This window comes from Marinomonas ostreistagni, assembly GCF_016461785.1.
GTDB classification, from domain to species: domain Bacteria; phylum Pseudomonadota; class Gammaproteobacteria; order Pseudomonadales; family Marinomonadaceae; genus Marinomonas; species Marinomonas ostreistagni_A.
This window is the reverse complement of record NZ_JAEMUH010000009.1, coordinates 59803-72700: the sequence shown is the minus strand read 5'-3', so window position 1 is coordinate 72700 and position 12898 is coordinate 59803. Positions and strand designations below refer to the sequence as shown.

The following is a 12898-nucleotide window of genomic DNA, read 5'->3' as shown; positions in this document are numbered from 1 at the left end:
TCACAAGGTACGCTTTGGCTTTTTGTAAAGGTTTATAAGTCGATTGTTTATCGAATCACAGCGCCTGTTGGTTTGTAGTTGTTGATCATGATTGGCGAGTAATCCTTGATGTACTCAACCAATACGTCAGCATCTACGTAACCTGAGTTCACGTAGTTTTTGTGATCAGTGACTTTCGGGTAACCGTCACCACCGGTTGCTGTAAAGCTGTTCATGGCAATACGGTATGTTTTGCCTGCTTCCAGTGCTTTGCCACCGACTTTGATGTTGGTCGCTTTGCCGTCCATTAATACCAAAGACACGCCTTGGAATTGAGCAAAGGCACCAGAGCCTGCTTCTTTAGCGGCTGCTGCAGACAGGTAATCAGTCAGCTCTTCTGCCGTTAGATCAACGTAAGCTAGCGCGTTACCAAATGGCTGAACCTGTAATACGGATTTGTAAGTGATGTCGCCTGCTGGAATATCATCACGGATACCGCCTGAGTTCATGACCGCGACGTCTGCGTTCACTTTCTTCATCATAGCCGCTGCAATAAGATTACCAAGGTTGGTTTCTTGTGAACGGACAATGCCACGTTCGCCGACTAACTTACCATCGGTGAAGCCAATTTTAACACCCAGTTTTTCTTGGCCGATGTCTTGGTAAGGCTGCAACATAGACAGCATGGTTGGGTCTTGGACGATTTCTTTATCGATGAAAACACGCTCACTGGAACCGTCGGCTTTCTTTACTTTTTTCTTCAGGTTAACTGGGATCAGCTCGTAGTCCGACGCGACGATTATGCCATCTTTAATGGTCATATCGAGGCGGCCTACGTATTTACCCCATTCGTGGGCTTGAAGAATCAAGGTGCCGCTTTGTACGTCTGGCTCAAATAGTGGGTTTTGCGAGTGACCACCCACGATCACATCAATACCTGGAACGGTGCGCGCTAATGTCACATCACCTGGGGCATTACCACCATGGTTGCCGTTATCGTAGTGGCCCATATGGGTGACCGCGACGATCAGGTCCGCTTTCTTTTCCAGTACTGGAATCAGGTCTTGCGCCACTTCGATCGGTGACTTGATGGTCAGGCCGTCTAGATATTCAGGGTTACCGATTTTAGCCGTATCGTCGGTAGTGAATCCGACAACGGCTACACGTAGATCATCAACAGTGAAGATCTTGTAAGCATCAAATAATGGCTTGCCCGTTTTATTGTCGATGATGTTAGCAGATAAGAATGGGAAGCCTGCCCATTCATGCTGTTGCTTCAATACGGTTAGAGGGTTATCAAACTCATGGTTACCTAGAGCCATGGCATCGTACTGCAGCATGTTCATGCCTTTGAAGTCTGGCTCGGCATCTTGTAAATCGGACTCAGGCACACCGGTGTTGATATCACCACCGGACAATAGCAGGGTATTGCCGTCTTCTAACATAACCTCTTCACGAATGTTGTCGATCAAGGTTTTACGAGCCGCCATACCGTACTCGCCATTACTGTTTTGCCAGAAGCGACCGTGGTGGTCATTGGTGTGCAGGATGGTTAGGTGATATTCCTTGCCTTCTTGCCACATTGGGCTGGAAGCCATATCGCTGTTCATGGTTGAACAGCCAGCCAAAGCGATCACAACACCTGATAAGGCGAGTGGCGCAATCAATCGATGTGCGTTCATTCTTTTGTCCTTTGCGTGAGTTTGTATTATTCAAGATTCCAACATGAGACGGGCGCTCACTTGTAAAACAATGTAACCCAACAAGATGACAACTGCGAGGCAAAATTGATCTAATGGACAGGTTTAGTAAATGAAAAATAATTCTTTTATTGAGCCTATTGGTCTATTTGTTGGATTAGTATGATTTAGATGTAAGATTGAAGTTATTCCTTTGATGTGTCGCCTCATATATGGCCACTCAAAACAGCAGACTAAAGTGATTAATATCATAGTACTCGATGCTGATAGGCTTCGAAGTTGATGAGACTTTCTTGGTGTTATAGGTCCTAGTTTCAATATCAATTAGAGAGTTCCGAAGCAGTGAGCTTAATTAAACCGTAGGGCACGGTAATAAATATGAATAATAAGCATATCCTCGTAACTGGTGGTGCGGGTTTCATCGGATCACATCTATGTGAAAAGCTTGTATCTGAGAAGTTCATTACACACTCGCTAGATAATTACAGTACTGGATCGGCAAGCAATCATGTCAATGGAGTGAATTACATTGTTGGTGATATATTGGATATTGCAAACATCGATATTCCGATACCCTCAATCATCTTTCATCTAGGGGAGTACGCTCGAGTTGAGCAAAGCTTTGAAGATGTGGCGCGCGTAATGCAGAGCAATATAGTGGGTACTCAAGCTGTATTAGAATTTTCTAGGCAGCACAATATAAAGCTTGTATATGCAGGGTCGAGTACGAAATTTTCTGATGGCGGTCTAGGTCGCAATTTAAGCCCTTATGCTTGGACAAAAGCCAGTAATACGGATCTGATTATAAATTACGGTGATTGGTTTAATCTTCGATACGCCATTACATATTTTTATAATGTCTATGGGCCCAGAGAAATCTCTGAGGGCAATTACGCCACACTGATTGCTTTATTCAAACAACAATATGAAAAGAATCTACCTCTTACTGTCGTTGCCCCTGGAACTCAACGGCGCCATTTCACGCATGTTTCTGACATTGTGGAAGGCCTATTTCGTGTTGGTATGGAAGGAGAGGGAGATGGTTATGGACTTGGAAGTACAGATTGCTATTCGATTTTAGAAGTGGCTGAAATGTTTAAAACAGAGCTGATTATGTTACCTGAGAGATTGGGAAATAGAATGAGCTCCCAACTAGATGTCTCTCGTGCTAAAAACGAGTTTGGTTGGCATGCGCAAAGGAGTCTGAAGCATTACGTTGAAAGTATCATTACAAGAACAAACTAGTTGTCTGAAATGTGCTCATCACAGTTTAAATCTATAGCACTCATAAACTTAATGGTGATGCGTGTACTTGAGCATAGGCTCTAATAAACATAAACAGATCTTTAAAGACGGGCTAGCGCTTGGAGAGACAGATGACAGACAAGCTATGTTACGAGTTTACGAACAATTGGTTTGATTTAACTGCAAAGAAAATTTGGGATTCTTTAATTCCGCAAATTAATCCTACTAGAATTTTAGAGATTGGCTCGTTCGAAGGCCGAAGCGCTTGCTACCTTATAGACCATCTAGCTGCCTACAAAGAGATTGAGCTTCACTGTGTTGATACATGGGAAGGCGGATTAGAACATAAGCAGATTGATATGGATAAAATAGAAAAGCGATTCTATCAGAATACTCAGAATGCGATTAGTAATGCACAAAACTCGGTACATCTAGAAATCCACAAAGGTTACAGCGACAACATACTTTCTAAGCTTCTGGTGGAGGGTAAACGAGGATATTTCGACTTTATCTACGTCGATGGATCACATCAAGCAACAGACGTATTATGTGATGCTCTAATGGGTTTTAGGCTGCTAAGAAACGATGGTGTACTTGGTTTTGACGATTATCTTTGGCAAGAACATTTACCTTATGGTGTTGATCCTATGCGTTGTCCTAAGCCAGCAATTGATGCTTTTACTAATTTGTATTGTCGAAAAGTTAGCATTATAAGTGCGCCCAACTGCCAATTATATCTTCGAAAGATAAGTGATTAGTTTATAGCATGGTAAGCTGGAAATATTTAAATTTGAAATTTCTGAAGACCATTTTATGAAAATTCTCATTACCATTCCGCACTTCTATAAAGCGAGCAATAAAGGCGATCATGGATCATCTCGTAAAGACCCTCAACCAAGAATCAGGGCTTTGACTGAGAGTATTTTAGCATTGCATCAGAACTTTGGTATCTCTCAAAGGATGATTGAGCATTACAGCAAGCTGGCTGTTAAAGCGAATGGTGAAGAAAACATTTCGATAGACATTGTCATCTGTACAACTCAAGAGCAACACATTCTTAAACAACTTGAACTTCATGAAAGCTTATTTAGCATCAGGGAGTCTGACTGCGAGCCGTTGCTGCTAGGGTATGAGTGCCACAGAGTTCTGAAAGAAAATCTAGGGAAATATGATTATTACTGTTTTCTAGAAGATGACATCATTATTCATGACCCTTTATTTTTTTCCAAGCTTAATTGGTTTAACTCGCGCGTCGGCCATGACAGGTTGTTACAACCTAATCGCTTTGAATATTCAACACAACAAAGTGCGCTCAAATGTTACATAGACGGAGACCTTCGCCCTGGTGCAACCGGTCAATTTCAAAATGTAAACGATGAACCAACAATTACTGGGCAGGCATTAGGGAAACACATACGGTTTAAGCGTCCTCTGAATCCTCATTCGGGCTGCTTTTTTCTTAACCAAGAACAGATGAAGCAGTGGTCACAGCTTCCATACTTTTTGGACTGCGATACAAGTTTTATTGGGCCTTTAGAGAGTGCTGCATCTCTTGGAATCATGAAAACCTTTAAAGTTTATAAACCCCTTCCTGAATGCGCGAATTTTCTTGAAGTTCAGCATTACGGAACGGCTTTTACACAGCTAATTGGTCGAGAAGTAAGCTTAGCGGGAAGCTAGGTTGGTGTTGACTTCATATAAGAAAGCAGAAGATTGTTTGCTCTCTTTGGTCACTATCTTGACGTAATGCTTTCAACGAAACTACTCTTGATACAATCATCGAGTATCCATCAAATATGGTTACTCGATACGAAATATCCAATCTGAATAGCTTAGGTCTGAGGACGAACCCAGAAAGTAGTCAGAAATCAAAACAAAAAAATAGCACCCCATGCAGAGGGGAGTTCAGTAGCTAATATGATACGTGCTTTAGCGATAGCCCCTTCATTTAAGAGGTATGAGAATGTCAGGAGTTTGGAATTACAACCCAGATGCAAACCAAGATGGTATAGGCGATGGCTTAACCTCCCTTTATGTAAGTGGTGCTACCGTAAGCACCACTGATTGGACAACGACCGATGTTGTTATCGATATTTCTGGCTCAAGCTGGAGAATAAATGGTGTAGTTTTAACGGGCAGTCCTGGTGGGGGATCTACACCCACTAACACCACTTGGGATTATTTATATATAGATAACAGCAGCGCCACCACAGGAACTATCAACTTTGTGGGTGGTGATCAAACAGATACGGTTATTGCTACTGCAAATAACGACACTTTAAGCGGTGGTGCTGGCAGCGACACTTTGTACGGTTATACTGGCGACGACTCCATTATCGGTGGTACCGGCAATGACTCCCTTGTTGGTGTAAATGGCAACGACTCACTTTTCGGTGGCGATGGGGACGATACCCTCAAAGGCGGCGGCGATGATGACTGGCTTTTTGGCGGTGATGGTAACGATACTCTTTCTGGAGGTACCGGAACCAATACCATTGATGGGGGAGATGGCAATGATTTTATCGTACTTAACTCTAGCTCTATAAATAACGTTACAGGTGGGCTTGGAAACGATACTGTCTCGGCTGGCAATGGAAATGATACTATTGATGGCGGAGCAGGAGATGATTCCATTTTGGGACAAGGAGGCAATGATAGCATTCTTGGTGGTGATGGCTCTGATACCATTAATGGCGGTAGCGCTGATGATATCCTTTACGGTGGCGCTGGCGATGATGTCCTAAGTGGCGGTGTTGGCAGTGATATTTTAAGCGGAGAGGATGGCAACGACTCCTTATTAGGCTCTCTAGGTAATGACTCCATTTATGGCGGATTGGGAAATGATTACCTCAATGGAGGAACTGATAATGATGTTCTATGGGGAGGAGATGGTAATGATGTTCTCCTCGGCGGTCCAGGCAACGATATTCTTTATGGTGAGAGTGGTGATGACACCCTTAGCGGTGGGAGTGGATTAGATAGTCTAACAGGCGGAGATGGCAATGATACATTTACGGACTCTGCTACCGATTTTAATGGTGACACCATTACGGATTTCGCCATGGGTGATAGCATCATTGTTATGGGGGCCGATTTATCTAGCTTGAACAACTCTGTTGCGAGCAACACCTTAAACCTCGGCAGTGGCAATACCTTAAACTTACTAGGCATCACTTCATCTAGCGGTTCATTCTCTGCGGTTTACGACTCAGTCAGTGGTAATACTACCATTACACTAGTCGAAACTAAGCAAGATACTACTAATTACGCACCAGTTATCACCAGTAACGGTGGGGTAGATAATCCATCTATAACTGTTTCCGAGAATGGTACTTACGTTACTACCGTTAAAGCCACCGATGCGAATAATCTAACTTATAGTCTGACTAGCGGAGCCGATAGGTCCCTATTTACGATCAATAGTACTACGGGGGAGCTGAGTTTTAAAACCGCTCCTGATTTCGAGTCACCGACTGATGCAAACAAAAACAATGTTTATATTGTACAGGTTACCGTCACCGATGATGGAGAAGGTGCTCTTAAAGATGTCCAAACATTCGCGATAACGGTTAGCGATGTTGATGACACAACGACTCAAGTCAATACTACAGACGGTGTAAATGTAACGACAGTTACCAACTCAAACGGTTCTCAGACCACCACTGTCCCAATCGTGAGTTCAACACGAGAAGACGACACTCAAACTCAAAATCGTAACCTAGCCGACATCGTATTAGCAGAAGACGATGATGGCGGGGCATTGTTGTCAGTTAGTTTACCTACTGGGGCTGGACTAACTTCACAAGGACCTTCCAATACACAAACTATAACGGTCGCCTCCGGTACATTAATTAGTAGTATTAGTACACATGCCAGTGACGATTTAGAAGATGAGCTAATAGCAAGCGCACAAAGCTATCTTGATAGTCTAGATGAAGGAACTCAGGTTCTTGTTAGAACCATTACCCCTGAATTAAGTAGTGATATTTCAGCAGATGACACTATTTTAATCAGCGGTACTTCGGGTCGTCAGGAAGCTTTAGTTATTGATGTTAGCAGCCTGCCGCAGGGAACTAAGCTGAAATTAGATGATATAGACTTCGTTACCATCGTTGGTGATGCCGATGCTCGTGGTGGTTTAGGTGCGAATATTGTCACTGCGGATGATGGTAGTCAGTTTATTGTCTTAGGAGAGGACGACGATGAGCTTCATGCTGGTGGGGGTAGCGACACTATTGGTAGTCTCGGAGGCAATGATTTAGTCGATGGCGGAGCAGGGAATGACACAGTGTTTGGTGGAGCGGGCCAAGATACTCTAGCCGGTGGTGAGGGCAATGATGAATTGAATGGTGGATTTGGCTTCGATACCGCAGAATTAATCGGTAATCGTGATGATTACAATATCTCGGTGGAGCAGGATCATATTGTGCTGTCTCATAAAACCAACGGAGAAACAACCTCGATTGTCGATGTAGAGCTCCTTGAATTTGATGATTCTCAACTCTATGTTGCTGGAAACGAAGCGGAAGCTATCGGACAGTACCTAGTATCTACATGGTTAGGGCGTAATCTGACAGCTGAAGAAGTTGCTATACTTCAATCAGAAGCATGGCAAAATACTTCAACGTCGAATCTAGATATTGTCGATACCTTTCGCAGTGTGTCTGGTTCCTCATCTTTGAACTCGATGAGCGATGATGAGCTTCTAGCGGGCTTTAGCGATAGTGAAGATATTCTTATCACCTCATCTAATCGATTCTTAAATGGATCCGATTTGGATGAACAAAGATATCTCAACTTTGGTTTAGGTCTTGAAGTCGATGGCGGCGCCGGCTTTGATGTAATGCAGTATGCAGGTTCACAAGATGATCTAGCCATTGAGGAGGTAGATGGCCTTCTACAAATCACTCAATATCAAGATGGGTCCATGATAAACCTGTCTAACGTAGAAATGATTGCATTTGATGATGGTGATAACCTTATGGTCGCTCAGACCCCTGAGGAAACCGTGCTTGGCGGACTATTCACCATATTTTTGGGGCGCAGTGCTTCCCTTGAGGAGTGGTCTATTGGAACTGAGTTACTTGAAGCAGGAGAGACTCATCACGAAGCGATCCTTAAATGGTTTGAAGATCAAGCAGGTCTTAATGCTCAATCTGATACTCAAGATACTATTTCAACATTCTATCAAAACATCTTAGGTCGAGATCCTACCGCACTAGAGCTTGCTGGCTATGAGAGTCGTCTAGATGAGGGCTCGACTAGCTATGGTTGGATAGGTGTTGAAATTGCACTTACAGACGAAGCTGCTGAGAACTTTGCGAACCTAGTGTCGCTTTATGATTGGGTTTAATTTAAACCAATACTGTTAAAACCAAAGTGCTGGTCAAGCAGCCAGCACTTTTAGTTCCGCTTTCTTCTGATTCAATTGAGCTTTCCAGATTTTTCCAGCTATGTCTTATGTGCTGCTTTTTTTGTGCACTACCAATCCAAACTGATAATGATAAAGAAATAATTCTATGGATTGAATATGAAGTATTTCAACGATATTGCGTATAGTTGAAACAAAAAAAGCCGGCTTGCGCCGGCGAAAAGTTCTGTGAGTCTTACCTACAAAACGTTAGTTATCAATACGTTGACCGTTGTCTTTGTCGAAGGCAACGGCTTTTGATGTATCAAACATCATAGCAATCGCTTCCCCTGCGCGAGCTGGGTAAGCAGGGTTACAACGACAGTTCACTTCCGCGCTTTGAATGCGTGTCAGCACCATGGTGTCAGCCCCCATTGGCTCTGTTACTTCCACATCAATGTCTGCTGTGACAACGAACTCTTTGCCTTCTTTATGTGGCTGTGGCTCGGTGATCATTTCAGGGCGAAGGCCCAGTAGGATCTCTTTGCCAACGTGTGCTTTTAAGCTGTCTGGTTTCGGGAAAGGCACAATCGTTGGTGTAGCCGCTTGTAGCTCCAGTGCGTAGGAACCGTTTTGCTCAACCACTTTTGCTGGGATGAAGTTCATCGCTGGTGAACCCATGAAACCTGCTACGAATAAGTTCGTCGGGTTGTCGTAGATTTCTTGTGGTGTGCCCAGCTGCTGTACTTCGCCGTCTTTCATCACCGCGATGCGATCCGCAAGGGTCATCGCTTCGATCTGATCGTGAGTTACGTAGACGATGGTGGTACCAAGCTTCTGGTGCAGCTTCTTGATTTCAGTACGCATTTCTACACGAAGCTTCGCGTCTAGGTTCGATAGTGGTTCGTCGAATAGGTACATCTTAGGACGACGCGCTAGGGCACGGCCCATGGCCACACGTTGACGCTGACCACCGGATAGTTGCGCTGGTTTACGCTTCAGCAAGTGACCGATTTGTAGCATCTCTGCAACGCGTTCCACTTCCGCTTCACGCTCTTCTTTTGGCACTTTACGCATTTCCAGGCCGAATGAGATGTTCTCAGCAACGGTCATGTTTGGGTACAGGGCGTAAGACTGGAATACCATCGCGATGTCACGGTCTTTTGGGCTTGCGTAAGTAACGTCGTTATCACCGATTAGGATGCGACCTTCAGATACGTCTTCTAGGCCGGCAATCGAGTTCATCAGAGTCGATTTACCACAACCAGAAGGGCCGACCAAAATTAGGAATTCACCTGCTTCAATCGAGATGTTAATGCCTTTTAGGATTTCCGTTTGGCCGTAGCGTTTTTTTACATTATCAATCGTTAAACTTGCCATGATTCTTTCTCCAAATTCTTTCACTGGCCGGCGGATGTTGTCGCCGGCCGTCAACCTTTAAATTAAACCTTAAGACTTAGCCTTTCACTGCGCCCGCTGTTAGACCGCGAACGAAGTATTTACCCGCTAAGATATAAACCACCAATGTTGGTAGGGCGGCGATGATGGCAGCAGCCATGTCGACGTTGTATTCCTTACCACCGAAGCTGGTGTTTACAAGGTTGTTAAGAGCTACCGTCACAGGTTGTGTGTCGAAGCCAGAGAACGCCACGCCAAATAGGAAGTCGTTCCAGATTTGCGTGAACTGCCAAATAACCGTTACGACGATGATTGGCGTCGATACCGGCAAGATAATACGGTAGAAGATAGTGAAGAAGCCGGCACCGTCTAGACGTGCTGCTTTCACAAGTTCTACTGGAATAGACTGGTAGAAGTTACGGAAGAACAGTGTGGTAAACGCCACACCGTACACCACGTGTACCATGACCAAGCCTGTTGTCGTGTTCGCAATGCCCAACCAACCCAGAGTTCGCGCCATCGGCAATAGGATTACTTGGAATGGGATGAAACAGCCCACTAGCAATGCTGCGAAGAACACGTCGCTGCCTTTGAATTTCCAGTGTGAAATCACGTAGCCGTTTAAAGCGCCTAGCAATGTAGAGATGGCAACGGCAGGGATAACGATCTGGAACGAGTTGAAGAAGTACGGCGCCATACCTTCACACTGGCTACCAGTACACGCACCACTCCATGCCTTAGACCAGGCATCAAAGTTCAGCGAGCTTGGCAGCGACAGCAATGTGCCGGAGCGGATTTCTTCTACGTCTTTAAGAGACGTTAACAGCATGACTAAGAAAGGCGCTAGGTAAACAGCTGCCATGCCTAAAAGGCAGACATATAGCGCGATACGAAGCACTTTATCTAACGTAGAGGTTTGGCGTTTTGCTACATTACTCATGACGCTCACCTCGTAATTCTGAGTACAAGTAAGGAACTAGGATGGCCAATACACAGCCCAACATTACCATTGCAGACGCGGCACCTAAGCCGATTTGGCTACGTGTAAAGGCGTGTGCGTACATGAAGTTTGCCGGTAGGTCTGATGAATAACCTGGACCACCATTGGTCAATGCGGCTACCAAGTCGAATGACTTAATCGCGATGTGCGACAGGATAACCAAGGCACTGAAGAATACCGGTTTTAGTGATGGCAAAATGATACGACGGTAAGTCGTAATGGTACTCGCGCCATCTAGTTGTGCGGCTTTGATCATTTCACTGTCAACACCACGAAGGCCTGCTAGGAACAACGCCATGACGAAGCCAGATGCTTGCCATACCGCTGCGATGACCAAACAGTACACCACCATGTCAGGGTCAGATAACCAATTGAAACGGAAATCTTCAAAGCCCAACTCGATCATCATTTTTTCGATACCGTTGGTTGGGTTTAATAACCACTTCCAGGCCGTACCCGTTACGATGAATGAGATCGCCATTGGGTAAAGGTAAATCGTACGGATTGCCCCTTCTGCCCGGATTTTCTGGTCCAAGAAAATGGCCAGCATGACACCAAGAAACAGACAGATCAGAATGAATAGGCCGCCAAAGATACCCAGGTTTGATAGGGCTACCATCCAGCGATCATTCATGAACAAGCGCTCGTATTGATCAAAGCCTACGAACTTATACGTTGGCAGCATACGAGAGTTGGTGAAAGAGAGTACGGCGGTCCATATCATGTAGCCGTAAATACACACGATGGCAGCAATCACCGTCGGTGCCATAACAATTTTGGGCATCCAATCAGCCAAACTTAGGCGTGCAGGACGACCAGCTGGAGTCGCTCCAGACCCAGCGTTGGCGGCATTTTTATTCATAATGGGTGCTTCTACTTAAGGGAGAGAAGAGAGGCTAACCTATTGGTCAGCCTCGTTTTTTTAACACAAATTACATGCTTGCTTTGACAGCACGAGCTAGACGGTCAACGGCTTCTTCAGCTGTCATAGACTCGCTGTTGTAGAAGTTAGTAACAACGTCGTAAATCGCACCTTGCACCATTGAGCTTACGGCCATGCCGTGCGCCATACTCGGTACTAGGTCACCTGTTGTTGAGCTTGCTAGGAAGGCATCCATAGAAGCGTGTGCACAAGTGTCGAACTTATCACGAGGCATGTTTAGACGAGCTGGAATCGAACCTTTGTTAAGGTTGAATGTTTCTTGGAAAGTAGGTTCAAGCATTAACTTAGCAAGATCTTGCTGAGCACCTTGAGCGCTTTCGTCATCCACTTGGAACATTGCTAGAGAGTCGATGTTGAAAGTGAACTGGCCGCTTGTGCCTGGCGCTGCGTAACAAACGTAATCGATACCCGCTTTTTTGCCCGCGGCTGTGAATTCACCTTTCGCCCAGTCACCCATGATTTGCATTGCTGCATCACCATTGATCACCATAGACGTAGCGATGTTCCAGTCACGACCAGAGAAACCAGGGTCAACGTAGTCACGTGTTTTCTTGAATGTTTTGAACACATCGATCATGTCTGCGCCGCGAAGCGTTGCGTCATCAAGACCTACGAATGCTGCTGTGTAGAATTGTGAGCCTTTTGCCAGAGCAATGGCTTCGAATAAGGTAGCGTCTTGCCAAGCTTGGCCACCGTGAGCAAGTGGTGTGAAGCCGGCTGCTTTGATTTTGTCAGCTGCTTCAAAGAATTGATCCCAAGTGCTAGGGATAGATGCACCTGCTTTCTTGAAGATTTCAGGGTTAGCCCATAGCCAGTTTACACGGTGTACGTTAACAGGAGCCGCTACGTAGTGACCATCATATTTCATGACATCACTGACTACCTGTGGCAGCACTACATCCCATTGGCCTTGTTTCGCAACAGCGTCAAGATTGGTTAGGAAGCCTAGATCACCCCACTCTTGAATAGTTGGGCCTTTGATTTGGGCAGCCGCAGGTGGGTTACCAGCGATTGCGCGAGATTTTAGAACAGTCATTGCAGATTCACCGCCGCCACCAGCAACCGCGAAGTCTTTCCAAGTGTGGCCTTGCTCTGTCATCAACTCTTTAAGAACGTTGATAGACTTCGCTTCACCACCGGATGTCCACCAGTGTAGAACTTCTACTTCACCTGCATGAGCTGTCGCTGCAGCAACAGAAATGGCAAGACTAGATAAACCTAATGCAATTTTTTTCATGATTAGTAACCCTTGTTATTGTTATGGGACTTTTTAACTAACGTAT

The 12898-nt window shown here is 45.0% G+C and carries 9 protein-coding genes; 4 read left to right on the top strand and 5 right to left on the bottom strand.

What is annotated here, in order from left to right:
• Nucleotides 1–47 precede the first annotated feature (47 nt).
• Nucleotides 48–1661 carry a bifunctional UDP-sugar hydrolase/5'-nucleotidase UshA gene (gene ushA / locus JHD44_RS10610; RefSeq protein ID WP_199462732.1) on the bottom strand — a complete coding sequence of 538 codons (1614 nt, stop codon included), beginning with the start codon at nt 1659–1661 and terminating at the stop codon, nt 48–50.
• Between the two features lie 396 nt (nt 1662–2057).
• Here ushA and JHD44_RS10605 point away from each other — a divergent pair, with 396 nt between their 5' ends.
• The 4 genes from JHD44_RS10605 (at nt 2058) to JHD44_RS10590 (ending at nt 8277) form a co-directional block, all read left to right on the top strand.
• Entirely contained in the window at nt 2058–2924 is an 867-nt protein-coding gene (locus tag JHD44_RS10605; protein ID WP_199462731.1) for an NAD-dependent epimerase/dehydratase family protein, read from the top strand.
• Nucleotides 2925–3055: 131 nt separating this feature from the next.
• Nucleotides 3056–3682, top strand: coding sequence for a class I SAM-dependent methyltransferase (locus JHD44_RS10600; protein ID WP_199462730.1), 627 nt, complete (start codon nt 3056–3058; stop codon nt 3680–3682).
• Between the two features lie 55 nt (nt 3683–3737).
• Complete coding sequence (locus JHD44_RS10595) at nt 3738–4604, top strand: hypothetical protein (protein ID WP_199462729.1); 867 nt, start codon at nt 3738–3740, stop codon at nt 4602–4604.
• Between the two features lie 283 nt (nt 4605–4887).
• Nucleotides 4888–8277 carry a cadherin domain-containing protein gene (locus JHD44_RS10590; protein ID WP_199462728.1) on the top strand — a complete coding sequence of 1130 codons (3390 nt, stop codon included), beginning with the start codon at nt 4888–4890 and terminating at the stop codon, nt 8275–8277.
• Nucleotides 8278–8544: 267 nt separating this feature from the next.
• On the opposite strand, the gene JHD44_RS10585 is transcribed toward JHD44_RS10590, so the two are convergent.
• The 4 genes from JHD44_RS10585 to JHD44_RS10570 all read right to left on the bottom strand — a co-directional run bounded on the left by JHD44_RS10585 (nt 8545) and on the right by JHD44_RS10570 (nt 12852).
• Nucleotides 8545–9654, bottom strand: a complete 1110-nt coding sequence (locus JHD44_RS10585) for an ABC transporter ATP-binding protein (protein WP_199462727.1) — start codon at nt 9652–9654, stop codon at nt 8545–8547.
• Between the two features lie 76 nt (nt 9655–9730).
• A complete protein-coding gene (locus tag JHD44_RS10580) occupies nt 9731–10612 on the bottom strand; it encodes a carbohydrate ABC transporter permease (protein ID WP_199462726.1) in 882 nt (293 codons plus the stop codon).
• A complete protein-coding gene (locus JHD44_RS10575) occupies nt 10605–11534 on the bottom strand; it encodes a carbohydrate ABC transporter permease (protein ID WP_199462725.1) in 930 nt (309 codons plus the stop codon). The genes JHD44_RS10580 and JHD44_RS10575 overlap by 8 nt, the downstream gene beginning before the upstream one ends.
• 70 nt (nt 11535–11604) lie before the next feature.
• Nucleotides 11605–12852: an ABC transporter substrate-binding protein gene (locus tag JHD44_RS10570; RefSeq protein ID WP_199462724.1), complete on the bottom strand. Its 1248-nt coding sequence runs from the start codon at nt 12850–12852 to the stop codon at nt 11605–11607.
• Between the last annotated feature and the right edge of the window lie 46 nt (nt 12853–12898).

Bases quoted from the DNA above. Each gene is read 5' to 3' on its own strand.
- JHD44_RS10575 (WP_199462725.1), bottom strand. From the start codon at position 11,534: ATGAATAAAAATGCCGCCAACGCTGGGTCTGGAGCGACTCCAGCTGGT.
- ushA (WP_199462732.1), bottom strand. From the start codon at position 1,661: ATGAACGCACATCGATTGATTGCGCCACTCGCCTTATCAGGTGTTGTG.
- JHD44_RS10585 (WP_199462727.1), bottom strand. From the start codon at position 9,654: ATGGCAAGTTTAACGATTGATAATGTAAAAAAACGCTACGGCCAAACG.
- JHD44_RS10605 (WP_199462731.1), top strand. From the start codon at position 2,058: ATGAATAATAAGCATATCCTCGTAACTGGTGGTGCGGGTTTCATCGGA.
- JHD44_RS10600 (WP_199462730.1), top strand. From the start codon at position 3,056: ATGACAGACAAGCTATGTTACGAGTTTACGAACAATTGGTTTGATTTA.
- JHD44_RS10580 (WP_199462726.1), bottom strand. From the start codon at position 10,612: ATGAGTAATGTAGCAAAACGCCAAACCTCTACGTTAGATAAAGTGCTT.
- JHD44_RS10570 (WP_199462724.1), bottom strand. From the start codon at position 12,852: ATGAAAAAAATTGCATTAGGTTTATCTAGTCTTGCCATTTCTGTTGCT.
- JHD44_RS10595 (WP_199462729.1), top strand. From the start codon at position 3,738: ATGAAAATTCTCATTACCATTCCGCACTTCTATAAAGCGAGCAATAAA.
- JHD44_RS10590 (WP_199462728.1), top strand. From the start codon at position 4,888: ATGTCAGGAGTTTGGAATTACAACCCAGATGCAAACCAAGATGGTATA.